Consider the following 24410-nt stretch of genomic DNA (forward strand, 5'->3'; position numbering starts at 1 on the left):
ATAATGGATTTTGTGTTATTTTGACTCGGCTTAGGAGGGAAAGTAATGAAGGTTCAAAACCCTTTTCCATATACAAACGACAATAAACGTTATCATACATGGAATTATCATTTACGAAATGAATTTGGTGAAAAAATCTTTAAAGTTTCATTAGATGCTGGCTTCGATTGCCCGAACCGTGACGGTACAGTTGCTTATGGCGGTTGTACATTTTGCAGTGCTGCTGGATCTGGTGACTTCGCTGGCGATCGCCGCGATGATGTTATAACGCAATATCATGAAATGAAAGAAAAAATGCGCTCAAAGTGGAAAGACGGAAAATGTATCGCTTATTTCCAGGCGTACACAAATACACATGCACCACTTGAAGTGTTAAAAGAAAAATTCGAACCGCTTCTAGCAGAAAAAGACGTTGTCGGTCTTTCTATTGCGACTCGTCCAGATTGTTTACCGGACGATGTTGTTGAATATTTAGCGGACTTAAATAAACGCACTTACCTTTGGGTTGAACTCGGACTACAGACTGTTCATGAACGTACTGCAAATCTTATTAATCGCGCTCACGATTATCCGTCTTATGTGGAAGGTGTAAATAAATTACGTAAGCACGGCATTCGAGTTTGTTCTCATATTATTAACGGCCTTCCACTTGAAGATTACGACATGATGATGGAAACAGCTCGTGAAGTAGCGAAGCTTGACGTACAAGGAATTAAAATCCACTTACTTCACTTATTAAAAGGAACGCCAATGGTGAAGCAATATGAAAAAGGACAACTCGAGTTCCTTTCTCTTGAGGATTACGTAAGTCTCGTTGTTGACCAACTTGAAATTATTCCAGAAGACGTAATTGTGCACCGTATCACAGGTGACGGTCCACCTGATTTAATGATTGGCCCAATGTGGAGCTTAAATAAATGGGAAGTATTAAATTCCATCGATGCAGAATTTGTACGCCGCGGAAGCTGGCAAGGAAAATATGCAAATGAGGAGAAACAAAAATGAAATTAGAACGTGTATTACCGTTTGCTCGCACTCTCTTGCAAACAGCAGTAAAAGAAGGCGATTACGCTGTAGATGCAACACTCGGCAATGGGCATGACACTTGCTTCCTAGCTGAAATCGTTGGAGATAACGGAAAAGTATTTGGATTTGATATTCAAAAAGAGGCAATTGAAAGCTCAACAACTCGTCTAAAAGAAAAAGAGCTTTTTGAACGTACTGTTTTAGTTCACGATAGTCACGATACGCTTCTATCCGTATTACCGGAAGATGCAAAAGGAAAAGTAACAGGCGCAATTTTCAACTTAGGTTACCTTCCAGGCGGAGACAAGCATATCGTTACAAAACCGAACTCAACAATCTCAGCGATTGAACAATTATTAGAAGTAATGGCACCTGAAGGTATCATCGTCCTTGTTATTTACCACGGACATCCAGAAGGACAAGTAGAACGCGACGCTGTTCTCAAATTTGCCGAAGAACTAGACCAAAAACAAGCGCACGTACTGCGATACGGCTTCATTAACCAGCAAAATAACCCACCATTTATTGTGGCGATTGAGAAGCGATAAAGTGAAACTTTAATCAGTGGGGGCATCCCCACTGATTATTAGTTGAACCAATCGGGCATTTATGGGCAGTTTATCTCCCACCTAACCTCTTTGCTCCAGGCGAATTTTAAGGTGGGAGTTTTACTGCCCGTTAATGCGGGGTAATATATCAACGATTTTTCAATTATATCTATCGTAACTCAGGATATATCAACGGTTTTTTCGATATATCTATCATAACTTACAATATATCAACGATTTCTCGGATATATCGATTGTTCGACAAAACGTAACAAAAAAAGACGTGCATTCACTGCACGTTTTTTTGTTATCCTCCTATATAATGGATATATACAATCTTAAAGGAGACGAAACAATGATCGGAATACTAGCAGGAATGGGACCAAAATCAACTGGACCATTCGTCGATATAGTTGTAGCAAAGTGCCAAACAATATATGGAGCAAAGCATGATATGGACTTTCCTCATATGATGATTTACTCGTGCCCAACACCGTTTTACATGGATCGCCCTATTGATCACGAAGCGATGAAAAAAGCGATTATTGAAGGAGCACAAAAACTTGAAAGTACTGGCGCAAGCTTTATCGCTATGCCGTGCAATACGGCGCATCTTTATTTTGAAGAATTACAGCGATCTCTTTCTATTCCTATTTTGAATATAGTTGATGAGACGTTAAAAACAATTCCTGAAAATACAAAAAGAGTTGCTCTTCTCGCAACAGAAGCAACTGTTCAAGCTGGGATTTACCAAGATGGGATTGCAAAACGTAATATAGAGTACATTCATCATGAAAAATGGCAGGAAATGATTAATCAAATTATTACTTGGATTAAATCTGGAGAGAGTGAAGAAGCTCGCGAATTGTGGAATGCGCTCGTTTTACAGTTGGAAGATGAAGTAGATACTGCAATTATCGCATGTACCGATTTGAATGTGGTGGCGAGTGAGGATTTTGTTGATTCTGCTCAATGTCTTGCGAAAGCGGTTGTTGAGATGTATTTATCAAATAAGAAGAAATATTTATAAATGTTGAAACCCCTAAAAACTTTTAACTTTCTTCACAATTCTTTCAAAGTAATCACACTTAATCTCGCTATATTAAATAAGTAGTTATTCATATAGGGAAGGTTAGGGGAACTGAAAGTATGAAACAAAATCGTTCGCTTCATTACATTTTTTGGCGTTGGCATTTTTATGCTGGGCTTTTTATTACGCCGCTTCTTATTACTTTGTCACTAAGCGGAATTGGGTATTTATTTCGGGAGGAAGTTGAAGATTTCATCTATAAAGATTTATATTTTGGGAAGAGTGCTCAAACAGAATCTATTTCGATGTCTGATTCTATTTCCTTAACAGAGAAAAAATATCCACATTATAGCGTGGCGAAAATTAGTGAATTTAATGGGGATTATAATACGAGACTTACGATTGCAAATGGGTATACTGGGCAACAAAAATATGTGTATTTAGATAGTAATAATCAAATTGTTGGGGATCAAAACGCAAGTGAAACATTTGCCAATATAATGAGGGAATTACATAGTTCTCTTTTAGTTGGTGGCACTGTCGTCAACTATACTGTAGAACTTGCGGCATGCTGGACAATCTTTTTAATCGTAACCGGATTGTACATGAGTATACGCCAATTCAAAAACACACCCTCATCCAATAAGCGAGAGAAAGCAAAAAGACGTCATTCTATTATCGGTATTATATTTACAATTCCTCTCTTTCTGCTAATCGCATCTGGATTGCCATGGTCAGGATTTATGGGGAACCAAATTTATAAAATTGCATCTTCTAATGAATCACTCGGATATCCAAAATTGTACATGGCACCGCCTGAATCAAAGGTAAAAGAATTGCCGTGGGCAACAAGAAAAGAAGCTCCTCCTGAATCGAATTCAAATGAACCGAAAGCAATTTCTGTCGATGAATTACAAAAAGGAATTGAAATAAAGAAGCCATATGTTATTTCACTACCAGCTGATCCGAAAGGTGTATTCACTGTTTCGAAATCGAGCGGTTCTGGTATTACAGGGATGCATGTTGCACCAAGTGAAGAGATAACAGCTTACTTTGATCAATATAGCGGGGAACTCATTTCAAAAACGGACTATCGTGATTATGGATTACTTGCACAATGGTTCACTTACGGTATCCCGCTTCATGAAGGACATTTATTCGGATGGCCAAATAAAATATTATGCTTACTAACGACATTATCTCTACTACTTCTCATTTATTACGGAATAAAAATGTGGTTAGCAAGAAAGCCGAAAGGAAAATTAGCAGCACCTCCAAAACAAAGAGATAAGAAAAGTATATTCGTTTTCTTTATCATGATGGTTATACTAGGCGCTGTCATGCCTTTATTCGGACTATCTGTTTTAGTTATTTTTGCAATTGAACTTCTCATATATGTATTTTCAAAAATACGGTCATAATAAAAAAAACCACTCTACATGAGTGGTTTTCTTCATCACTGCGCCATTTTCTTTCGGTACATCTTCCCGTTCCAATAGAAGAATCGTGAAGTGAGACCTCCGTATTTTACAATGCGCCGTGCCATTTTGTGCATATTCTTTTGTGCTGATACTTTTTGGTCTGATAAATAAATACCAAGTAATCCTCGGCTTATGAGACGATGAAACTTCGCATGAGGTAAATCACCAATGCTCTTCTCTGCTTCTTCTACAAAGTGTTTCATACGATCTAATATCGCTTGCTCGTTTTCATAATAACTACAGAAATTCAAATCCCCGCCGATACGATCTTCTTCTTGATCGATGAAATAATCAAGTAAGATGTGAAGTCCTTGTACGTAAGGGAAGTATCCTTGTCTAATTTTCGCAATATCTTCATCATGTAATTCATCATGAAATGCATATGCTACAAGACAGAAAATTCCAAGCGTAGAACCGGCACATGCTGAAAATTCAAACCAGCTCATCTCAGGTAAGTTTTCTTTATGTGCTTCAAACCATGTTTTCAGGCGCGGTTCTCTTTCTTCTAACTTCACGTGTTTATGAATTTGTAAATCACAATAATAACAAGCAAGTTCATGAAGAACAGGAGCAATTTTGTCATAGTGCTTCGTTTTCTTTAAAACATCTTGGCACGTTTCAACAAGTTCATCTAAATAACCACCATCATCTTGATCATCACGATAGCGATAATAATTACCGCCACCTTCTACTTCAGGTGATAATGCCATTAACATAGATTCATGCAGTGCGGCAAAATCATTTGGGTCAAGTGATGTACTGCGGTCACATAAATTATCTAAATAATCGCTGATTGTTTGATACGCTACGATAAAACGAATGCATTCCTCTCGGTGTTCATTTGCTAGCAGCGATAAAATGCCACCACCCTCACAATGAAACGTTTTATGCTCAATACTTGCGATTGCCTGACTATGAAGCTCATCATTCGGAATATGGTAGGCACGCTCTTTCCACATCGCTAGCTCATGGTGTACAACCGGAAACACATCACGGTATACTTTCGCCATGAGCGTTATGGGATTACTCGGTACGTTCACTTCTTCCTTCATCTCCTCTATTAAATGTACAAATAATGATTTATTTGTTTGTTTTTACTATATTATTGACATGTATTTCAGTAAATGACTGAATATAATTCAAAATTTCATCACGCTCATACTCATTTAATAACTCGTGATAACAATTCGGCCATTCTTTATATGCCTTATCACCTATTTTAACATTATCAAACCACATGCGGACACGTGTTTTATCTACAAGTTTATCCTCACATGCTTGCATTAGCAAGAGCGGAACGTCTGGAAAATCGTCTATTTTTTTATGAGCAATTTCGATAGACTTAATCAATTCACTATACCAACGTACTGATACTTTGCGCAAGAACAATGAATCATTCTCCATTGCATCTCTCACTTCATGATTCCTTGTTGACATTTCCACCGTAAGATTCGTTGCAAATTGCAATTTTGGAGCCACAACATTTAATATTTTTGAAGCAAATTGAAGTGGAGCAGAAGGTCCGGCTGCTACACCTAAACATGGCGAACTTAAAACAATACCATCTACATCCTCTCTCTTCGTTTCTTGCATCATACGAATGACGATAAGACCGCCCATACTATGACCAAATAAAAAGATAGGTAACCTATACTTTCTTGCTTCTTTCACCCATAATTTAACTTCCTCTATGTATTCATCAAATGAATCAATATGTCCTCTATTTCTTGAAGTCGTTCCATGTGACGGAAGGTCCCCCATCACGACGTGGTAGCCGATATGATTCCACACTTCCGCAACGGCTTCGTAACGTCCGTGATATTCCATTGCGCCGTGCACGATAACAATGACAGCTTTCGCTTCCTCTGCTTCATAATTCCACATACGGACCTCCTCCATTTCACTCTTTCTCATAATTTGATACACTAAAACTAGTCTCTAGGAAAGGAAGACTTTACATGATATATCCTTACAAAGAAAAAAATCCGAAAATTTCGAGTAGTGCTTTTATCGCTGACTATGTTACGATTACAGGCGATGTTTCGGTTGGCGAGGAATCAAGTATTTGGTTTAATACAGTCATCCGTGGTGATGTGTCACCAACAATAATCGGAGACCGAGTAAATGTACAAGACCAATGTACACTCCACCAAAGCCCTCAGTATCCTCTTATTTTAGAAGATGATGTTACAGTTGGGCATCAAGTTATTTTACATAGCTGTCATATTAAAAAGGATGCTTTAATTGGAATGGGATCCATTATATTAGATGGTGCTGAAATTGGCGAAGGAGCTTTTATCGGCGCTGGAAGCCTCGTTTCACAAGGAAAGAAAATCCCGCCAAACACGTTAGCTTTCGGTCGTCCCGCGAAAGTCATTCGTGAATTAACAGAAGAAGACCGTAAAGATATGGAGCGTATTCGTACGCAGTATGTTGAAAAAGGTCAATATTATAAATCACTACAAAAATGATTTTACTGCTGCCATAATACTGGCAGCTTTTTTTATATAAAAACTAACTTTTTCTTTACAAAACATTATTACTCCCTCAACAAAATCTTATTAAAATAAAAGCTAATATCTCCATATATATGTAAACGAGGGAGGAGAATTTTCATGAAGGTCAGTGGATTATATAAAATAGAATGTTACATTTTTAAAGGAATTAATCGCTACTTTGATCAAAAAACATTAAATATCTTTTTCAGCAATATTACCCATATCGGTGGTGCTACTTTCTCCATTACACTTACACTTTTCTTTTTAATTTTTGCAAAAGGGACTTTACACCAAGCGGCAATCGCTACTGCTATTTCTTTAGCAATTAGCCATATTCCTGTACAAATATTAAAAAGGTGGTATCCACGAAAACGTCCTTATTTAACAATTCAGGATGCGAAATATCCAGTCCATCCATTAAAAGACCACTCTTTCCCGTCTGGTCATACAACAGCCGTTTTCTCTGTCTTCATTCCATTTATTTGCTATAATCCAAGCTTACTTGCTTTCCTATTACCGTTAGCATTATGCGTCGGTATTTCTCGTATTTATTTAGGGCTTCACTATCCGTCAGATGTATTCGTCGGCATGTGCCTTGGCACTTGCTCTGGCATCATCTCTTTTTATCAATTCATCCCACTTTTCACATAAAGGAGTGATATGATGAGAGTCGCCATTTTTACCGATACTTTTACGCCACAAGTTAACGGGGTTGCGAAAACGTTAGAACGATTAACAAGTTACTTTCAGAAAGAACAGATCGCCTATTCTGTTTTCGCCCCTCAACATACAGCTGAAGATAATTTCGTGGCTAATGTGAACAAGATGAGAAGTATCCCGTTAACAATATTATATCCAGAATGTCGCTTTTCTTTTCCTACTCCGCGTATTAAACGGGAACTTCATTCCTTTAAACCTGACATTATTCACATTGCCACACCTTTCAACATGGGACTTTGTGGACTGTATTACGCCAAAAAGTTAAACATCCCAGTTGTCGGTTCTTATCATACTGATTTCGATGCGTATTTACGCTATTACAAAATTGAATTTCTCACCAATATGCTTTGGAACTATTTAAAATGGTTTCATAGTCATATGCAAAAAAATTTCGTTCCCTCCCCTGAAACATTACATCAATTAAAAAATAAAGGCTTTCAGGCCCTCTCCATTTGGGGACGTGGTGTAGATTGCACACTCTTTCATCCAGCTTACAATACAGACCTATTCCGAAAAAAATATAATATTACAGCGAAGTATGTTCTTTCCTATGTAGGACGAATTGCTCCTGAAAAAGATATTGATACGTTGCAAAACCTTATCGTTAAAACATCGCATACTCGAAACGACATTCATTGGCTCATCGCAGGAGACGGACCTCTAGCAACAAATTTGCGTGAAGCTGTTCCGCAAACAAATGTCACTTTTACTGGCTACTTACAAAGTGCAGATTTAGCCGCTGCATATGCTTGTTCTAACATAATGGTATTTCCATCAGCTACTGAAACATTCGGAAATGTTGTACTTGAATCACTCGCATGTGGCACACCTGTCATTGGTGCAAATAGTGGCGGGGTTAAAAATATTATTACAGATGGAAAAACGGGAATTCTTTGTCCCCCTAAAAATGAGGATGCATTTCTATCATCCATTTATTCTTTATTGCAAAATGAAGAAAAACTTGAGCAAATGGGAATAGCAGCTTCATCTTTTGCGAAATCAAAAAGCTGGGATGAGATCTTTCGCGCCTTACTTAACCAGTATGAAGAAGTCCTTCAGCATACCGCATCAGAGTTACTTGCTTAAACAGAAAAACTCCCTTCAAAAACGAAGGGAGTTTATTACACACTTGTGAATTTTAGTTAAATGAATGATACATAAGGTGAAATATCATTTATTTCCATATTCATTATAGCAAAAATAAACATAACTAAACAGACTTGTAATAAAAACCCATAAAAATTAATATATGGTTATACAGTGTTTTTGCTGTATAATGATTTTAAGAATTCCCCTTAAAATCAACTTACTCACATACCTTTATACAGCAATTGTTCCCCAATTCTGTATATCAAAAAACCTTTCATTCATTTGAAAGGTCTTTTTGAGCCTGCACATATTCTTCTTTTGTATTTACATTTATAAACCAATCTGTATTCGCTTGTACATCTTCTCCAGCAACATACTTCACATTACATTGTGATAAAAGCTGCCCCATACTTCTTTTCTCTTCCTGAAGTAAAGCATAAATCTTTTCTTTCACGCGGTTATGATACGCTGCAAGTAGCGGCTGTTTTCTTCCATTAATAATAGGTACAACCGCATCATATTCATTGCTCGTTTGCTCTAGTAAAATGGTAAACCATTCATGCGAAACATTTGGCGCATCGCAAGGCATAATAGCGTACCAATCTGCTTCTATGTATTCCATTCCTGATACAATGCCGGCAAGCGGCCCATTTCCTTTATAGTGCGGAATATCTTCTATAACAGGAACTTGTACGAATTGCTCTACTCGCTCTTTTATATCAGAGTGACTGATGACTACAACTTCTTGGAGCGCACTTGTCATCACTTTCAAAATAAGCTCAATAAAAGTACTATCTCGCCAGCTCGCTAACGCTTTTGGCTCACCGAATCTACTCGACATACCGCCCGCTAATACAATTCCAGCCCACTTACTCATTGGCGATGCAGCTCAAATGTAATATGGCCTAATTCCGGTAAAATTAATTTATTCATCGCAAGACGAACCGCTCCGCTCGACCCTGGCATCGAGAAAACTACTTTACGTCCAATTGTACCGCCGATTGCTCTACTTAACATTGCGCTGCTTCCGATATCTTCTAAATAACTAATCATGCGGAACAGCTCACCAAACCCGACAATCTCTTTATCTAATAATGCTGACACTGCTTCGATTGTTACATCACGCTTCGTAATACCAGTACCGCCATTTGTTAATACAACATCTACGTCTTCCCTATGATAACCAGCTAACACTGCTTGCTGAATACTTTCTTTATCATCTTTTACAATTTCATAAGAGGTCACTGTATGTCCTGCCTCTTTTAATAATTTATGTAATAATTGTCCGCTCTTATCTGTTTCTTCCGTACGTGTATCGGAAATCGTAACAATCTTGCAACGCACTTCTTTTGGAGCTTGTTTTTTATGTTCAGTTACACTCATTTTGTATCTTTCCTTTCTTAAAGACTTTTCTTCATTTTATCATACATATCTTTACACAATTATATATGAAGCCAATCATGCGCCATGATACAATATAAGTATACTAACCCACAAAAAGGAAAGTGCACTTTCTTATACTCCTAGACTACACATCTTTAGCTACTCCTTATATTTTCTACATAATAGAATTCAATTTTAAAACTTGTACTAAAAAATAAATTGGAGGTCTACATATTATGGAACTATATAAAAAATTAACAACAACATTTATCCTCTTATTCATCGCTTCAATCACTGTCGGCTTTTCCTTAAAAGGCGCAATTCCATACGCTACATTAGTAAGCATTATATTCGCGACACTATTTTTACTAAGCAGTGCCTTTTGCGCAGGAAAAGCACGTCAATTGAAAGGTTGATTGCATATGTTCCAGAAGAAACCCACCCTTTCTAAATCATGTAAAAAGGAAATAAAAACGTATGAAAAGGCATGACTAATATGAAAAAGTATATTGAGCTAGATGGAGAAGTATATTGTAGTTCATGCATTCAAATTGTAAGTAAAACGAAATAAAAAAAGCTTTGCGCTCACCGCGCAAAGCTTTTTTTCATATATTATAGACCAGCTTGCTCTTTTAAAGCTGCAGCTTTGTCTGTACGTTCCCATGAAAGATCTACATCAGTACGTCCGAAGTGGCCGTAAGCTGCTGTTTGTTTGTAAATTGGGCGACGTAAGTCTAGCATTTTAATAATACCAGCTGGGCGAAGATCGAAGTTGTTACGAACTAGTTCTACTAGTACGTCTTCAGATACTTTACCTGTGCCGAATGTATCAACTGAAATTGATACTGGTTGTGCTACACCGATTGCGTATGCAAGTTGTACTTCTGCTTTGTCAGCAAGACCAGCTGCTACGATGTTTTTCGCAACATAACGAGCTGCATATGCTGCAGAACGGTCAACTTTTGTTGCATCTTTACCAGAGAATGCACCGCCACCGTGGCGAGCGTATCCACCGTAAGTATCAACGATGATTTTACGTCCTGTTAAACCAGCATCACCTTGTGGTCCACCAATTACGAAGCGGCCAGTTGGATTAATGAAGAATTTCGTTTCTCCATCCATTAATTCTGCTGGTACTACAGCTTTAATTACGTGCTCTTTTAAGTCGCGATCGATTTCTTCCCATGTAACATCTGGATGATGTTGTGTAGAAATTACGATAGTATCAACACGTACTGGTTTACCATTTTCATCATACTCAACTGTAACTTGCGTTTTTCCATCTGGACGTAAGTATGATAATGTATCATCTTTACGTACTTCAGTTAAACGGCGAGCTAATTTGTGAGCAAGCGAGATTGGAAGTGGCATTAATTCTTGTGTTTCATTACATGCAAAACCAAACATTAAACCTTGGTCTCCTGCACCAATTGCCTCAATCTCAGCGTCAGTCATTTGACCTTCGCGTGCTTCTAGCGCTTGGTCAACACCCATAGCGATGTCAGCAGACTGCTCATCGATAGATGTTAAAACAGCACAAGTTTCTGCATCGAATCCGTATTTTGCGCGTGTGTAACCAATGCCTTGAATTGTTTCACGAACGATTTTCGGAATATCTACGTAAGTAGAAGTCGTAATTTCCCCCGCTACCAATACTAAACCAGTTGTTACAGTTGTTTCACAAGCTACACGTGCATTTGCGTCTTTTGATAAGATCGCATCTAAAATTGAATCAGAAATTTGGTCACAAATTTTATCTGGATGTCCTTCAGTTACAGACTCAGATGTGAACAGATGACGTTTTTTTGTCATGTGGTAAACCTCCCTACAGTAATTGTATATATTGTACGGAACTCATCCTTAATTTGCCACAAACTGCGACATACATTTATTCTCCCACACAAGCATACAGAAAAACCTTTCCTACTTTACATAGAGGAAAGGTTTAATTTGCTACTTGCATACTGCTTTTTGCCCTTCGCTCTTATCGTTCGAGACCTGTAGCCTCGCACAGGTTTTAGCACCTATTCACCTGTATTTATCAATACAAGTGAGGTTGCTGGGCTTCATCGGGCCTGTCCCTCCGCCAGCTCGGGATAAGAGAGTATCCGTCCCAACCTATACTAAAGAAATGATATTCATTTGTCAATTAATATTCACATTTTCCTGAAAGTTTTTCTCAATACGCCTGAAATGAAATATTAATAGGGAAATAATGCATTCACACAAACAAAAAGAAATAAATAGTATACATTATTTATATAATTGTGTTATACTCTTGTTGGGGATTACGAGAAATATTTCATTAAATGAAAAGGATGGTATATAAATATGAGTACTGTGAATGTCCAAATTGGTTTACACGAATTATTGAACGGAAGCAATGCACAGATTCAACTAAGTGTTCCGCAATTAGTGGAAAAAGTATTAATGCGAAATGAAGGGAAATTAACTTCTACTGGTGCCGTTTCTGCTTCAACAGGAAAATATACAGGACGTTCTCCTAAAGATAAATTTATTGTGAAAGAAGCATCGGTTGCTGACAAAATTGCTTGGGGAGCTGTGAACCAACCGATTTCTGAAGAACATTTTAATAAATTATATACTAAAGTTTTAGAATACTTAAAAGAAAAAGAAGAGTTATTCGTCTTCAAAGGATTTGCAGGCGCTGACCGCAATTACCGCCTACCAATTCAAGTTATTAATGAATATGCATGGCACAATTTATTTGTACATCAATTATTCATTCGTCCAACTGAAGAAGAATTAACAACTCATGAGTCAGGGTTCACAATTGTTTCTGCACCGAACTTCAAAGCTGATCCAGCTGTTGACGGTACAAACTCTGAAGCATTCATTATGGTTTCATTCGAAAAACGTATTGTACTAATTGGTGGTACAGAATACGCTGGAGAAATGAAAAAATCAATCTTCTCTATTATGAACTTCTTACTACCTGAACAAGATATTCTTTCTATGCATTGCTCTGCAAACGTAGGTGAAGAAGGTGACGTAGCACTATTCTTCGGTTTATCTGGAACAGGTAAAACAACTTTATCTGCTGATCCGAACCGTAAATTAATCGGTGATGATGAACACGGTTGGTCTGATAACGGTGTATTCAATATTGAAGGCGGTTGCTATGCAAAATGTGTAAACCTTTCTCACGAGAAAGAACCACAAATTTTCGATGCAATCAAATTTGGATCTGTTTTAGAAAACGTTATCATTAATGAACAAACGCGTATCGCGGACTACAACGATACTACTTTAACAGAAAATACTCGTGCTGCATACCCTATGCATGCGATCGACAATATCGTACTGCCAAGTGTTGCTGGACACCCAAATACAATTATTTTCTTAACTGCTGATGCATCTGGCGTATTGCCTCCAATCAGTAAGTTATCAAAAGAGCAAGCTATGTATCATTTCTTAAGTGGTTACACTAGTAAACTAGCAGGAACAGAGCGCGGCGTTACATCTCCGCAAGCTACATTCTCAACTTGCTTCGGTTCACCATTCTTACCACTTGATGCATCTCGCTACGCTGAAATGCTTGGTGAAAAAATCGAGAAACACGATGCGAAAGTATTCCTAGTAAACACTGGCTGGACTGGCGGCGAATATGGCGTTGGTAAACGTATGAACTTAGGTTATACTCGTGCAATGATTCAAGCAGCATTAAGCGGCGAACTTGCAAAAACTGAAACAGCTAAACATGACATCTTCGGTCTTGAAGTTCCACTTCACGTACCAGGTGTACCTGACGAAGTGTTAATGCCTGAACAAACTTGGGCTGATAAAGCTGCTTACAAAGCAAAAGCAATCGAGCTTGCAAATGAATTCAAAGAGAACTTCAAAAAGTTCGAAAGCGTTTCTGAAGATATTATTAACTTAGGCGGCCCAATCGCTTAAATTAAAACTTTCTGTTGAAATAACCCTTTACTCATATGAATAAGTGTCGTGTAACCGTAAAGTTTCGCGTACTCACCGACAAAACCCAATGCGGCTTAACGGTTACACACACTTACATAAAAAAGAAGCTTACGTTTTTACGTAAGCTTCTTTCTATATACTCTTATAGCTTCTACTCTTCGCTAAATCCTCTATTCCACCTAAAGACTGTCCAAGCACAATTTTTAATTTATATACTCAAATTTTCACACGTACACATCATGGATTCAAACATATTAACTACTTTCCTACCCACTACATCTTCTGGGTTTACGACGAATGGGGCTTAAATAGGCACTGACCGCTTCTATCCCACGCCAGATCCTCTATTCCATCTATAAAGTATCTTTTTATCTTTTTTAACTCTTCGTTAGTTCTTTCTCATCTTTCATGCTATAGTATCCTAAATTCACAACGATTAAGAAATAACCACCCATAATCCCTACTGCAAATGCCCACATAACCATGTGGTGCTCAATTTCGTACATAATAATAGCACCCAAAATGGCAGCTGCAAAACGGTTAAACATACCGAGTGTCGGTGCTTTCGTCTTCTTTACAATACTATCTCCAAGCTTCTCAATTCTTCTCCCTAAAAGCCAAACGCAATACATACTTACAATAAGCCCAATTCCAGCGCCTAAAAAGTGTGCTGAAAACGGTGTTAACATCCAACCTAGTAACAAAATACCTAGTATATAATACGATTGGATTTTAAATGATCTTAGTGACATACTAATCATGCTGTACCCCTCTTCATTCGTTCTTATCTATCCAACAAAAAATTTCTTTCAAATTCATATTCCTTACATCCATTTCACTCAAATCAAAAACAACATAAACCGTATGTTTATGTTGTTTAAATGTTTTTAGGAAATAATATTATACAAGATTTCGAACATCATATTCTCATATTTTGTGACGGTTTTCCAAACTTTTTTCGTCCATTTATGAAAAAAATGATATCAATCTATGAACATACGGATATGATGTAATAAGCACACAAATAAAGGGGGCGTCTAATGATTTATTTTTTAATGGCTCTCATTCACCTCATTATCCCTGCACTTATCGGACTTTCATTGTATTGGTACACGAAAAATCATAGCATTTTTTACGCTGTCCTCGGTGTTCTTCTTCCTGGTATTATTCTTATTACACTCTTCCGTATTCCATTTTTAAACTTAATCCCACTTATTACTGCTATCTTATTTCTCATCTTCTTACCAAAAATAAAAAAATAGGAAAGCAGATCATAGGTGATCTGTTTTCCTATTTTGATATAGGTTCCCCTGCAATAGAATGAACTTTTACTTTCTCCGATTTCACAAACCATAGACCGACAAAAATGATAATTCCACCGATGATCTGTTGAAACGATACATATTCATTTGCCCAGACAGCTGCAAATAAAACAGCTACAAGCGGCGTTATATACATATATACCATCGTATGTGACGCCCCAATTTTTTGAACACCAACATACCACATCACTAAGCCGAATACTGTGACAAAGAAAATAGAATATAGTAAAGCAAATAGTGTCATTCCGTGAGTAATTTGAAATGGCATGACAAACACATGCGGACCACTTAACAATAATAGCGGAATCGCACCCACTAATGCAGACCATGTAGTAACACGTAATGCTGAATATTTTTTAATTAATGGTCCTGCTAAAACAGGATAAAGCCCCCAGCATATTGATGTAATAAGTCCAATTCCATTGCCATAAAAAGAACTAGTAAGTGAACGTCCTGCTACTAAAACTAATGCTGCACCAACAAAAGCAATCATAGAACCGATTAACTTTCGAGAAGAAAAATTTTCTTGTTTCAGAAAAATCGCAAATACAGTTGTAAAAATAGGTGATATAGAAATGAGTAAAGAGGCATTTGTAGCGGATGTATATTTGACAGTTTCCATAAATAACGTTTGATACAGTACAATACCTACAACGCTAACGATGATTAATCTAGGTATATCCTTTCGCTCCATATAAACCGACTTTTCAATAAAAAAGGTAAGGAGTAACAGAAGCGGTGCCGCCGCCATCATACGAAGTGCAGTAAACTCAATTGCTGTAAATTCTAAAAGTCCATACTTCGCAATCGTATAGTTAATCCCCCAAATAATAACAACACTTAAAATTAATAACTCAATTCCCCATCTTCTCATGCGTATCCCCTCCGCAAAGAAGATTATACAGAAAATTCAATCATATGTACATTTCATTATGTGAAAAAATCTTTTTATTATATGAAACTTTTTGGTAAATGAAATTATATCGGCGATTTCCCAAATATATCGACTAATCAACAAAAATCGACAATAATAGCGACTTATAAAATAAAAAAATGTGAGTCCAAAATACATTTTGGACTCACATTTCCTTTACTATACTCGAACGTGTAACTTCATATTTGGATTATAAAACTGGCTTGGGCTCTTCAACTGAAAAGTTCCTCCACCTTCATGCCAATCAACCGTTAACTTATCATCCATAAATACAAGCTTTGTACGATCAGCGATAAAATTCATTGTGCTTGATTCAATATCCACATCGCGCTCATCTTTTTCTGCTACAGCTACTAAATCGATGATTCCGCTCATAACACAACCGCAACCCTCATTATCGTAAAATAACTTTATATATTTCGCTTCACTCGGAATCGTATCCATAATCTTTTTATATGCTGCTTCTGTTACAGTAACGTACATATGTTAATCTTCATCCTCTCTTCTCTTATCATTCATATATTGTATCACCATTTTTCTCAAAAATTATATACAGAAAATTAAGACTAATATACAATGTATGTGATAAAGTTTCAGCAATCGAGCTTTTATGAGTAGTTCATGCAGGAGAAAGGATGTTTACTATCCGTGTTCAAACTACAACGATATCCTATGTTATTAGGTCTATTTAGTAGTTTCTTCATTTCTAGCGGAATGCTATTACAGCATGTACTTCCCTATTCTCCTTCTATTGACTGGATTCTAGGTTTTATTTGTTTCCTATCCGCTTCTTATTTTACTACGAAGAATACAAACAACTCATAAAGCAAGAATCATCTTAAGGAGGATTATCAAACATGCCAGCCTTAAAAAAAATAGAGCAATCACTCGATCACTTATTTCAAATTGAAAAATACGGAAAAGATAGCGCCTTTAGTCGATTTATCCCAGCCGTATATGATCCTATCAAATTTCCTTGGCAACAATTTTTCGAAGCAAATTTTGTAGATTTATTTAACGGCCTTATGATGCACGGATCTGAAAATGTAAACAAAGTATTTTTAGCTGTATTCCCTACAGATGACGTTCTTGAAACATTCATTTCACAATCCACACCCGGTGATTTACTCTTTATGCACCATCCCCTTGTAATGGAGTGCGGTGATCCAATTGGAAGATCAGGCCGCGGTTTCATACCAATTCCTGAAAAATATTTGCAAGGAATAAAAGAAAAACAACTTTCTATATATACATGTCACGTACCAATGGATTTTCATCAAACTCATGGAACGAGTATTTCAATTGCAAAAGCATTAAATGCTACTGTAGTGGACAACTTTGCATATGGAGGTCCAGAACAAGAACCAGTTGGCCTTATTTGTGAAATAGATGAAACATCGACAGAAGCACTCCAAAAACATCTAAAAAAACTCTTCCAGATTCCTTACACAGACTTCGAAGGTAAACGACATGATTCCATTAAAAAAATCGCAATTATCGCTGGATGTGGCGATGTTGTATCTTTAATGAAGGAAGCAGAAGAAAAAGGTGCTGAAGCATATATTACAGGAGAAATCCATTGCCATATCGACAATGATTACGGCCGACATAAATATTCTCTCATTATGGATTATGTAAAAGAAACGAATATGTCTCTAATTGGGGTGTCACACTCTGCCTCTGAATATTTAGTGAAAGAGACATTGATGTATGATTGGTTTAAAGAGAATTTTGATGTGGATGTTATTTTGCTTCCGCAGGAGAAATGGTGGCTCTAACACTATCATTTTTTAATTTATATACACAATACAATCGACCACAGAAAAATAGATAAATGAGAAAGCACATGTACCAACGTAAATGCTTTCGTTGTGCCAGAAAACGAACCTACTGTTAGCACCGAATTTACTGGTGCTAATAGTATTACAGCTGGAAACCTATTTTTGAGAGAGTATACAACCCCTCTTTATATTCATGCTGCAAGTGCTTTATATTCTGTTTTTCTCATTACTGATATATAGCAATTCATTCCATAAAAAAAGACCCGAGATTCGGGTCAACAAATAGAAATATAAATGAACTACAACAAATAACAGACAAAGCCATTATATATTTTTCATAGTAAAACATCCATTATTTTCTTTTTACACTATCAATATATTATTTTTCTTTATCGTCTTCTTTTTTAGAGCGTCTACCTAAGAAGAACACAAGAACTAATAATATAATTACCAGTAGTACTCCGCTGATAATGTAATATAGCGTGTAGTCTTTTTTCGCTTCTACCGCTGTATCATTTAACTTATCGGCTGTCTTTCCTTCAATTGTAAATTTCTTCGTCCATTCCCACTTTTGATCGCCATCAGTAGCTTTCACTTCTACTCGGTACGTTCCTGGATCAAACGCTTTGTTTTCCCAGCTAATAGCGTAATCAAAGTTTGAGTTTGGCGCCATTCTTAAATTTTCTTTTTTCGCTTCAAATAAAACATCTGTACCTTTTTCTTTATATACCTTTGCATCAACACTTAAATTTTTTAACATTGCTGGCTTTACGTTTTGTAAATTTGCAGTAACAACGTTACGCCCGTTAACTTGTGTTGGCTTTACTTCGTTTAATTTCATGTCTGGTTTTACTTCAGCATCTGTCTCTTTTAAAACAACACCAATTGCGTATGCATATTTATTTTCAATTTGCACACCTTCATCTTTTTTCTTTGCATTCTCATCTTCTTTTTCTTTAAAGTATAAACCACCTAAAATAACACCATCAAACGACTCACTTGGCATTTCCAAGTTTATATCAACTGTCACTATGCTGTTAACCGGTACTTTCGTTTCTTTTGGCATTTTAGCAATTTTAGAAAACGGATATTTCAAAGTAGAATCCGTTTTTGGTTCTACTGTACTATAATCTGTAATACCATTACTATTCGTAATTGCTGCATTAGCAAACGATTCTACCACAACTTCTTTATTCGTATCATTTTTCATTTGGACTTGAATTGTTTGCTTTTGTCCAGGTTGCATTTTCAAATCAAAATACGTTTGATTTTTATCAATTTGATTTTCTGGTATAACTGCTGTCACAGCGAATTTCATTTCAGCTGCATATACTGAAAAAGCGTTTACCATGAAGAATGTAATTAATAGTAAGCTAGTAAATAGTTTTTTTACCATCTCTTATGTAATCCCCTTCATATCCATTTTATAGACAAGAAAGAGACAAGGTTAAAGCCATTCCCTTATCTCTTCTCATTTTCCTCTTTTATCTTAAAATTCCTCTTACTTACATAGGAGCGTCTGTTAGTTCCCAAGTTAGTGAAGTTGTGTATTGTGTTTGTTCTTTTTTCGTTTTACCTGGTACAGATAACTCTACGCTTTGTTTCGCTTCTGTTGCATCTTTACCAAACGTATTTACCCATGTACCCATACCTTGGTTTTCTTTTGCATCGATTAAATCAGATGCTGCACCACTTGGATTTAATGTGATAGATTGTTCTGCTGTTGGTGCGTCGCTACCTGCATTTGATTTCAAAGCTGAATTTTTTAATGTCAATGCCGCGCCATCCAACGCTTTATCATCTGCAGTTTTGAATTGACCATTTTGTTTTACTGTTAAATGCCATCCAGCATTTGTACCACGATTATCTGTTACTTGAACGTAGTTCGGCACGTCAATTACAGAACCGTCTACTTTTTTCTTTACTTTATCTAATTCTGCAAAGTAGATTTCGTTATTCCCTGATGCTTTTTGTGTTTTAAAGTTGAAGTTAGATACATAATCAATACTTAGTGGACCATCTGTACCTTTTTTATCTGGATCAACTGGATCTACAGTTTCATCTGGATTCTCTGGATTAACAACATCAATTTTATCTGTATTTTTCTCGAATTTAATAAATGCTTTTGAGTCTAATTTCCCGCCATCTTTCTCAGCTGCAAATGCAGACGTCCCTACTGATACTGATGATAATGTTACCGCTCCAATTAATGCTAATTTTGCTAGTTTCATAGTTTTATACCCCTTTATAATCATTTTTCAATTCATTTATTCTTAATTTTCAATCTTATAAAAGCTTAGTTTGGTGTATCTTCTAAAGTCCAAGTTAACTCAGCTGAATATTTCGCACCTTTTTCTTTCGCTGTCGTACCTGGTACGAATAAGCTCACACTCTGTTTACCTTGTTCTGTCCCTTTACCAAATGCAGTCGTCCAATCACCCATACCTTTATTCTTTGCGGCAGTAGTAATTTCCACCGCATCTCCACCTGGAGCTAGTGTTACTTTATTTTTAAATGTTGTAGGTGCATATTGTGCATCAGTTACAGAATTTACAACTGGGTTACTTAAGCTTAAAGCTGCATTTGTTAACTCACTATTACCACTTTTAAATTGTGCATTTTGCTTTACTTTTAATTTCCATCCTGCATTTGTACCACGGTTATCTGTTACAGATATGAAGTTAGGTACTTCAACTGTTTTAGTCGCTTGTTTTACTTTATCCAGTTTTGCAAAGTACGTTTGATCATTACCAGAGATAACTTGCTCGCCGAAGTGTAAGTTAGAAACGTAGTTAATACTTAATGGACCTTTTGTTCCTTTTTCATGGTCACCAGGGTTCTCTGGTGTAACTTTTTCATTTGGAGTTTCTGGATTGTTTGGATCTGTTGTGCTTGTATCTTCAATAAACGTTACATCTGTTTTTGATTTCATATTTGCTTTCTCTTCCGCAAATGCTGAAGTTCCTACTGCTGCAACTGATGTTAATGATACTGCACCGATTAATGCTAATTTTGCTAGTTTCATATGTACCTTCCCCTTTTCTCTGTTTTCATCTATTTTTTATTTTGAATACACTTGCTTTCCCCTAATTCTTTTGAATACATATAGAGATAAAACAATCGAAAACAATCCTATATATTGTTTGAAGTCCCGTGTCTGGCCTCCTGTTTTCGGTAAATATTTATCTCCATTTTTATTTTTATCAACTGTCTCTTTTTTTGTATTTATCTTTGTCGGATCAGTTGATGTATTTGGTGTATAGCTATTCGAAAATGTAATACCCGCTTTTGAATTCGTACTTGTAGCCGTTACTACATTTGCCATAAGAAACGGCACACATATAACTGTGGAAACGATAATACCAACTATTTTTTTCATTACTCTCTCCTTTCTAAAATTTATATATTTCATATATTTTTAGAGAGGAGCATCGGTTAATGTCCATTCTAGCTGTCCAGCATATTTAGTATTTACTTTGACATTCGGCCCTGGTTTTACTTGTAAATGAATTCCTTCGTTTTCCTTCCAATTTAGTGAAACCTCCTCGTCGTTTTTAGAAGTATACGAGAATGCTTCTATACTAGAAGTACTTAAAGGTGTATCCTTTCCATTTCGTTTGTAAATCAATGCTCCTGTCAATGTGTCATTTTGCGCTGAAGTTAATGGTGTAATTTCCTTTACATATACACTCCATTTTTGCTTTTTAACACGATCATCGGTTACCTTTAAAGGATTTGAAATCGCCTTCGGTGCGTATGTCGTTGTTTTCGATGGAATTGTTAAATCTCCAAATGTAATTTCTTTTGGTACGTCTACTAACTTTAAAGTCCCATCAACGACAGTAACCGGCACTTGAATCTCCGCTTGTACACCTTGCTTCGTTTCAATTACAACCGTTACAGTATGATTCCCTATTGTTTTGGTATCTGGAATATTGATTAACTTCACTACTGATATTGGTTTATCTACATCCAAATTCGTATCTACAGATAAATCTGTCACAAATTTAGAAATATCCATTTTTGTTAAATCTGTTCCTTGCACTACTTTTTGTAGGACTGGTTTCCCAGTTGGAATACCTTTATACCTTATTTTTGCGATTCCATCTCGATTACTATCTTGTCCATTCTTATCGCCATCTAAATAATTTTTAGCTGACACCGGTATTTCAAGATAACCACCTTTGTAATATTTCATTACATCAGCACCTTTTACAGGAGAACCTGTAATTGTCATTTCATAAATTTTCCCGTTGAATTCTTCTGTTTTTAGCGCATTTACTTTCGCAACCGCAGTGACTTTATTGTTTGTCCTGCTAATATCAAAGAAACTACTTACATCATCTCCACTCTCCACATCTTGAATGGAAACATCATTCACAGTAAAATCCTTATTCACTTCACTTTCTAATACAAAAGATTTCGCATAGTGAATCTCTTTCGATTGAGCAGGCATATTTTGATATACCTTATAAGAAAGTTGACGGGAATTATCTTCCACAATATCTCCTATTACACTTGGAGCTGGAATTTCAATTTGTGCAATCGCTAATTGGTCGTATGATACATTAACACCTGAAGCATTTAATCTAACTTCTAGCGGTAATTCTGTTAAATTATCAAATGTAATTGTCATATCTGCTTCTGGAGTAGCTACTGGACCTGCTGTTCCAGAAAACTCGATTTTATTATTCCCTTTGTCTTGATACCTAATTGAACTCGTATCATACACGTATAAATTCGTTAAATGACTACCATCATTACGTAACGTTACATTTTTATAACTATTTATCCTTTTGAAATTCCACATTGCCGTTAATGGTACTTTTTTACTTGTTCCGTGTTCATAAAATTCAAAGGAAGCATTATAAGTTTGTCCTGACCTTCCGTTCCCATATAATTGTAAAAAGTTTTTTGCATCACCTTTAGTTATTGGTGTTTTAACATCTACAGATGAAGCTGTCATAGAGTGAATATTAATACGGACATCAATCCATTTCCCTTGATATTCACCAGCTTTTTTTACTAATACGTACTGTTCTCTATTTGAATTTCTAAATGTATATTGACTTTGACCAGTTCTGTCATTGCTACTACCCTTTACCTCATATGTTACTTGTGGGCTCCAAACAAATCTAAAAGCATATTTACCCGAGATAGAAGGCCCTTCACCTGTTCTATTATTTATTACCTTTACATTTGGATATTTAAGAATACTTGTAACAGGACTAGCAGCTAGTAGAGATTGGCTCTTTAATACCTTCTCAGCTTGAATAGCAGGTAATTCCTGATTATTTTCGTTTATCCTATTGCTCTCTTTTAATTCATTTTCCTTTGGTACGAGTTCCTCATTAACCTTTTCTTTCGCTAAAGTCTTCGTTTCTTTTGGAACTTCAGCATTAGTAGCATTTATTTCTTGTTTTTTATTTTCTTCCGATACTTTCACTTTTTCACTGATTTCTTTTTTCACAACTTCCTCTGAAGCCTTTGGATTTTCATCAGAAATAGCTATATTTAAAGCCTCTTTTTTCTCTACAACATGTAGAGAAGGAGATTCAATTTTCTTTTCATTTCCTTCAAACTTCACTATCGGTTCAAATTTGTACTCTCCAGCTTTTTTCATTTGAATGACTACATATACGTCACCGATAAAATTACTTTGCTCATTCTTTTCAATTTTTACAATGTGATCTTCTGTTACTGAAATGCTTTGAATCGCTTTATTGTTTTCGTTCATTTTTTTCGTTTCTGCTTCATTGAACAGCTGCTCATTAGATAATTTCAGCTCGATATTAGCATCTTGTTTATTTGTATTTGTAATCTTTAATACTACATTTTCATCAACTTTTATTTCTTGTTTATCCATATGAACGATAAAACGTCCTTGCTCGTCGTTTGTAACCGCATAAACTTTCGTTGCAGAGTAATCTAGCACACCAACTTGGGTAAATAATATTCCTCCAGCGAGAAGTATACGCCCAAATTTACCTATTTGATTTTGCAATGTACTTCCCTCCCCCACTTTCTATGTACCGAATATTTCGAATATTAGATGTATTAATCGACTAAATTTACAATCATAATGTGTATTCCTAAAAAATAAAAAGCCTGGTTGCCTCTTCGATTTTCATACATCACAACATGTGTGAAAATCCAAACTGCAACCAGACTATCATAGTAATTTTCATTACCTTAGACTCTTAGCTTTGCGACCTATCCTTTCGAATAGTGTGCCCATTTATTTTTTCTTTTTGAGACAATAAAAAATCCGGTTGCCTCTTCGATTTTCATACATACAACTATGTGTGAAAATCCAAACTGCAACCAGACTATCATAGTAATTTTCATTACCTTAGACTCTTAGCTTTGCGACCTATCCTTTCGAATAGTGTGCCCATTTATTTTTTCTTTTTGAGACAATAAAAAATCCGGTTGCCTCTTCGATTTTCATACATACAACTATGTGTGAAAATCCAAACTGCAACCAGACTATCATAGTAATTTTCATTACTTTAGACTCTTAGCTTTGCGACCTATCCTTTCGAATAGTGTGCCAAAAATAGGTATTTATTTATCGTGTTTTGAATATACCATTAAAACCCAAAAAAGAAAATAGTTTTTTTAGAAAAAAACAATTAATTTTTATAGTCTAAATTTTT

Annotated in this window: 25 protein-coding genes and 4 riboswitches; of the genes, 12 read left to right on the forward strand and 13 right to left on the reverse strand. The window is 36.1% G+C overall.

All coding sequences use genetic code 11. From position 1 onward, the window contains the following. Window positions 1-45 precede the first annotated feature (45 nt). The 4 genes from mnmL (at window position 46) to AC241_RS23560 (ending at window position 4025) form a co-directional block, all read left to right on the forward strand. Window positions 46-1005: a tRNA modification radical SAM protein MnmL/YtqA gene (gene mnmL / locus AC241_RS23545; RefSeq protein WP_000868033.1), complete on the forward strand. Its 960-nt coding sequence runs from the start codon at window positions 46-48 to the stop codon at window positions 1003-1005. Next, the gene (gene mnmM, locus AC241_RS23550) at window positions 1002-1574 is read left to right on the forward strand and encodes a tRNA 5-(aminomethyl)-2-thiouridylate-methyltransferase MnmM (protein ID WP_000764489.1); all 573 of its coding nucleotides are present in this window, start codon (window positions 1002-1004) and stop codon (window positions 1572-1574) included. Before mnmL ends, mnmM begins: the two co-directional genes overlap by 4 nt. A gap of 355 nt (window positions 1575-1929) precedes the next feature. Next, window positions 1930-2604: an aspartate/glutamate racemase family protein gene (locus tag AC241_RS23555; protein ID WP_043935244.1), complete on the forward strand. Its 675-nt coding sequence runs from the start codon at window positions 1930-1932 to the stop codon at window positions 2602-2604. Between the two features lie 119 nt (window positions 2605-2723). Further along, the gene (locus AC241_RS23560; RefSeq protein ID WP_050844602.1) at window positions 2724-4025 is read left to right on the forward strand and encodes a PepSY-associated TM helix domain-containing protein; all 1302 of its coding nucleotides are present in this window, start codon (window positions 2724-2726) and stop codon (window positions 4023-4025) included. Between the two features lie 35 nt (window positions 4026-4060). On the opposite strand, the gene AC241_RS23565 is transcribed toward AC241_RS23560, so the two are convergent. Together AC241_RS23565 and AC241_RS23570 are read right to left on the reverse strand one after the other, a co-directional pair. After that, window positions 4061-5125, reverse strand: coding sequence for a tetraprenyl-beta-curcumene synthase family protein (locus tag AC241_RS23565; RefSeq protein ID WP_001102475.1), 1065 nt, complete (start codon window positions 5123-5125; stop codon window positions 4061-4063). Between the two features lie 40 nt (window positions 5126-5165). Beyond that, complete coding sequence (locus tag AC241_RS23570; protein ID WP_029443461.1) at window positions 5166-5969, reverse strand: alpha/beta hydrolase; 804 nt, start codon at window positions 5967-5969, stop codon at window positions 5166-5168. A gap of 74 nt (window positions 5970-6043) precedes the next feature. Between AC241_RS23570 and AC241_RS23575 the strand changes: the two genes are divergently transcribed. From AC241_RS23575 to AC241_RS23585, 3 genes are all read left to right on the forward strand, one after another. Continuing rightward, window positions 6044-6556, forward strand: coding sequence for a gamma carbonic anhydrase (locus tag AC241_RS23575; RefSeq protein WP_000640219.1), 513 nt, complete (start codon window positions 6044-6046; stop codon window positions 6554-6556). A gap of 144 nt (window positions 6557-6700) precedes the next feature. Then, window positions 6701-7234, forward strand: coding sequence for a phosphatase PAP2 family protein (locus AC241_RS23580; protein ID WP_043935243.1), 534 nt, complete (start codon window positions 6701-6703; stop codon window positions 7232-7234). 12 nt (window positions 7235-7246) lie between these two features. Beyond that, on the forward strand, window positions 7247-8389 hold the full coding sequence (locus tag AC241_RS23585; protein WP_050844603.1) for a glycosyltransferase family 4 protein: 1143 nt from the start codon (window positions 7247-7249) through the stop codon (window positions 8387-8389). 277 nt (window positions 8390-8666) lie between these two features. Here the strand turns inward: AC241_RS23585 and AC241_RS23590 are convergent, their stop codons facing one another. Continuing rightward, window positions 8667-9269 (reverse strand): molybdenum cofactor guanylyltransferase, encoded by a 603-nt coding sequence (locus AC241_RS23590; protein ID WP_016079988.1) that lies wholly within the window; start codon window positions 9267-9269, stop codon window positions 8667-8669. Further along, window positions 9266-9775 (reverse strand): MogA/MoaB family molybdenum cofactor biosynthesis protein, encoded by a 510-nt coding sequence (locus tag AC241_RS23595; protein ID WP_016079987.1) that lies wholly within the window; start codon window positions 9773-9775, stop codon window positions 9266-9268. Before AC241_RS23595 ends, AC241_RS23590 begins: the two co-directional genes overlap by 4 nt. 236 nt (window positions 9776-10011) lie before the next feature. Here AC241_RS23595 and AC241_RS23600 point away from each other — a divergent pair, with 236 nt between their 5' ends. Continuing rightward, window positions 10012-10191, forward strand: a complete 180-nt coding sequence (locus AC241_RS23600) for a hypothetical protein (RefSeq protein ID WP_002123244.1) — start codon at window positions 10012-10014, stop codon at window positions 10189-10191. A 196-nt stretch (window positions 10192-10387) separates the two neighbouring features. Here AC241_RS23600 and metK read toward each other — a convergent pair whose 3' ends face one another. Then, window positions 10388-11587: a methionine adenosyltransferase gene (gene metK / locus AC241_RS23610; protein WP_000163117.1), complete on the reverse strand. Its 1200-nt coding sequence runs from the start codon at window positions 11585-11587 to the stop codon at window positions 10388-10390. Window positions 11588-11756: 169 nt separating this feature from the next. Then, window positions 11757-11878: riboswitch (SAM riboswitch) on the reverse strand. Window positions 11879-12106: 228 nt separating this feature from the next. Between metK and pckA the strand changes: the two genes are divergently transcribed. Then, entirely contained in the window at window positions 12107-13693 is a 1587-nt protein-coding gene (gene pckA, locus AC241_RS23615) for a phosphoenolpyruvate carboxykinase (ATP) (protein ID WP_016079985.1), read from the forward strand. A gap of 398 nt (window positions 13694-14091) precedes the next feature. On the opposite strand, the gene AC241_RS23620 is transcribed toward pckA, so the two are convergent. Then, window positions 14092-14475, reverse strand: coding sequence for an ATP synthase subunit I (locus AC241_RS23620; protein ID WP_000624926.1), 384 nt, complete (start codon window positions 14473-14475; stop codon window positions 14092-14094). Window positions 14476-14754: 279 nt separating this feature from the next. Between AC241_RS23620 and AC241_RS23625 the strand changes: the two genes are divergently transcribed. Further along, window positions 14755-14976: a hypothetical protein gene (locus AC241_RS23625; RefSeq protein ID WP_000639042.1), complete on the forward strand. Its 222-nt coding sequence runs from the start codon at window positions 14755-14757 to the stop codon at window positions 14974-14976. 28 nt (window positions 14977-15004) lie between these two features. On the opposite strand, the gene AC241_RS23630 is transcribed toward AC241_RS23625, so the two are convergent. Both AC241_RS23630 and AC241_RS23635 read right to left on the reverse strand, forming a co-directional pair. Then, window positions 15005-15910, reverse strand: coding sequence for a DMT family transporter (locus AC241_RS23630; RefSeq protein WP_050844604.1), 906 nt, complete (start codon window positions 15908-15910; stop codon window positions 15005-15007). Window positions 15911-16129: 219 nt separating this feature from the next. Further along, the gene (locus tag AC241_RS23635) at window positions 16130-16453 is read right to left on the reverse strand and encodes an iron-sulfur cluster biosynthesis family protein (RefSeq protein ID WP_000289570.1); all 324 of its coding nucleotides are present in this window, start codon (window positions 16451-16453) and stop codon (window positions 16130-16132) included. Between the two features lie 374 nt (window positions 16454-16827). On the opposite strand from AC241_RS23635, the gene AC241_RS23645 reads away from it, so the two are divergent. Both AC241_RS23645 and AC241_RS34900 read left to right on the forward strand, forming a co-directional pair. Then, window positions 16828-17748: a Nif3-like dinuclear metal center hexameric protein gene (locus tag AC241_RS23645; RefSeq protein WP_029443464.1), complete on the forward strand. Its 921-nt coding sequence runs from the start codon at window positions 16828-16830 to the stop codon at window positions 17746-17748. Between the two features lie 93 nt (window positions 17749-17841). After that, the gene (locus AC241_RS34900; RefSeq protein ID WP_180229701.1) at window positions 17842-17991 is read left to right on the forward strand and encodes a hypothetical protein; all 150 of its coding nucleotides are present in this window, start codon (window positions 17842-17844) and stop codon (window positions 17989-17991) included. 139 nt (window positions 17992-18130) lie between these two features. On the opposite strand, the gene AC241_RS23650 is transcribed toward AC241_RS34900, so the two are convergent. From AC241_RS23650 to AC241_RS23670, 5 genes are all read right to left on the reverse strand, one after another. Further along, on the reverse strand, window positions 18131-19147 hold the full coding sequence (locus tag AC241_RS23650) for a WxLIP family cell surface protein (protein ID WP_050844606.1): 1017 nt from the start codon (window positions 19145-19147) through the stop codon (window positions 18131-18133). A gap of 109 nt (window positions 19148-19256) precedes the next feature. After that, a complete protein-coding gene (locus AC241_RS23655) occupies window positions 19257-19982 on the reverse strand; it encodes a WxL domain-containing protein (protein ID WP_000761535.1) in 726 nt (241 codons plus the stop codon). Between the two features lie 65 nt (window positions 19983-20047). Beyond that, the gene (locus tag AC241_RS23660) at window positions 20048-20776 is read right to left on the reverse strand and encodes a WxL domain-containing protein (RefSeq protein WP_043935234.1); all 729 of its coding nucleotides are present in this window, start codon (window positions 20774-20776) and stop codon (window positions 20048-20050) included. A 36-nt stretch (window positions 20777-20812) separates the two neighbouring features. Further along, entirely contained in the window at window positions 20813-21130 is a 318-nt protein-coding gene (locus tag AC241_RS23665; protein WP_000724871.1) for an EF2685/EF0750 family sortase-dependent surface protein, read from the reverse strand. Window positions 21131-21169: 39 nt separating this feature from the next. Continuing rightward, window positions 21170-23755: a WxL domain-containing protein gene (locus tag AC241_RS23670; RefSeq protein ID WP_050844607.1), complete on the reverse strand. Its 2586-nt coding sequence runs from the start codon at window positions 23753-23755 to the stop codon at window positions 21170-21172. A gap of 152 nt (window positions 23756-23907) precedes the next feature. Continuing rightward, a riboswitch (cyclic di-GMP riboswitch) is annotated at window positions 23908-23996 on the reverse strand. 71 nt (window positions 23997-24067) lie between these two features. Next, window positions 24068-24156: riboswitch (cyclic di-GMP riboswitch) on the reverse strand. Window positions 24157-24227: 71 nt separating this feature from the next. Continuing rightward, a riboswitch (cyclic di-GMP riboswitch) is annotated at window positions 24228-24316 on the reverse strand. Window positions 24317-24410 lie beyond the last annotated feature (94 nt).

This window comes from Bacillus thuringiensis (genome assembly GCF_001182785.1).
In the GTDB taxonomy this organism is placed as follows: Bacteria; Bacillota; Bacilli; order Bacillales; family Bacillaceae_G; genus Bacillus_A; species Bacillus_A thuringiensis_S.

Bases quoted from the DNA above. Each gene is read 5' to 3' on its own strand.
- mnmL (WP_000868033.1), top strand. From the start codon at position 46: ATGAAGGTTCAAAACCCTTTTCCATATACAAACGACAATAAACGTTAT.
- mnmM (WP_000764489.1), top strand. From the start codon at position 1,002: ATGAAATTAGAACGTGTATTACCGTTTGCTCGCACTCTCTTGCAAACA.
- AC241_RS23555 (WP_043935244.1), top strand. From the start codon at position 1,930: ATGATCGGAATACTAGCAGGAATGGGACCAAAATCAACTGGACCATTC.
- AC241_RS23560 (WP_050844602.1), top strand. From the start codon at position 2,724: ATGAAACAAAATCGTTCGCTTCATTACATTTTTTGGCGTTGGCATTTT.
- AC241_RS23570 (WP_029443461.1), bottom strand. From the start codon at position 5,969: ATGTGGAATTATGAAGCAGAGGAAGCGAAAGCTGTCATTGTTATCGTG.
- AC241_RS23575 (WP_000640219.1), top strand. From the start codon at position 6,044: ATGATATATCCTTACAAAGAAAAAAATCCGAAAATTTCGAGTAGTGCT.
- AC241_RS23580 (WP_043935243.1), top strand. From the start codon at position 6,701: ATGAAGGTCAGTGGATTATATAAAATAGAATGTTACATTTTTAAAGGA.
- AC241_RS23585 (WP_050844603.1), top strand. From the start codon at position 7,247: ATGAGAGTCGCCATTTTTACCGATACTTTTACGCCACAAGTTAACGGG.
- AC241_RS23590 (WP_016079988.1), bottom strand. From the start codon at position 9,269: ATGAGTAAGTGGGCTGGAATTGTATTAGCGGGCGGTATGTCGAGTAGA.
- AC241_RS23595 (WP_016079987.1), bottom strand. From the start codon at position 9,775: ATGAGTGTAACTGAACATAAAAAACAAGCTCCAAAAGAAGTGCGTTGC.
- AC241_RS23600 (WP_002123244.1), top strand. From the start codon at position 10,012: ATGGAACTATATAAAAAATTAACAACAACATTTATCCTCTTATTCATC.
- metK (WP_000163117.1), bottom strand. From the start codon at position 11,587: ATGACAAAAAAACGTCATCTGTTCACATCTGAGTCTGTAACTGAAGGA.
- pckA (WP_016079985.1), top strand. From the start codon at position 12,107: ATGAGTACTGTGAATGTCCAAATTGGTTTACACGAATTATTGAACGGA.
- AC241_RS23620 (WP_000624926.1), bottom strand. From the start codon at position 14,475: ATGATTAGTATGTCACTAAGATCATTTAAAATCCAATCGTATTATATA.
- AC241_RS23625 (WP_000639042.1), top strand. From the start codon at position 14,755: ATGATTTATTTTTTAATGGCTCTCATTCACCTCATTATCCCTGCACTT.
- AC241_RS23630 (WP_050844604.1), bottom strand. From the start codon at position 15,910: ATGAGAAGATGGGGAATTGAGTTATTAATTTTAAGTGTTGTTATTATT.
- AC241_RS23635 (WP_000289570.1), bottom strand. From the start codon at position 16,453: ATGTACGTTACTGTAACAGAAGCAGCATATAAAAAGATTATGGATACG.
- AC241_RS23645 (WP_029443464.1), top strand. From the start codon at position 16,828: ATGCCAGCCTTAAAAAAAATAGAGCAATCACTCGATCACTTATTTCAA.
- AC241_RS23650 (WP_050844606.1), bottom strand. From the start codon at position 19,147: ATGGTAAAAAAACTATTTACTAGCTTACTATTAATTACATTCTTCATG.
- AC241_RS23655 (WP_000761535.1), bottom strand. From the start codon at position 19,982: ATGAAACTAGCAAAATTAGCATTAATTGGAGCGGTAACATTATCATCA.
- AC241_RS23660 (WP_043935234.1), bottom strand. From the start codon at position 20,776: ATGAAACTAGCAAAATTAGCATTAATCGGTGCAGTATCATTAACATCA.
- AC241_RS23665 (WP_000724871.1), bottom strand. From the start codon at position 21,130: ATGAAAAAAATAGTTGGTATTATCGTTTCCACAGTTATATGTGTGCCG.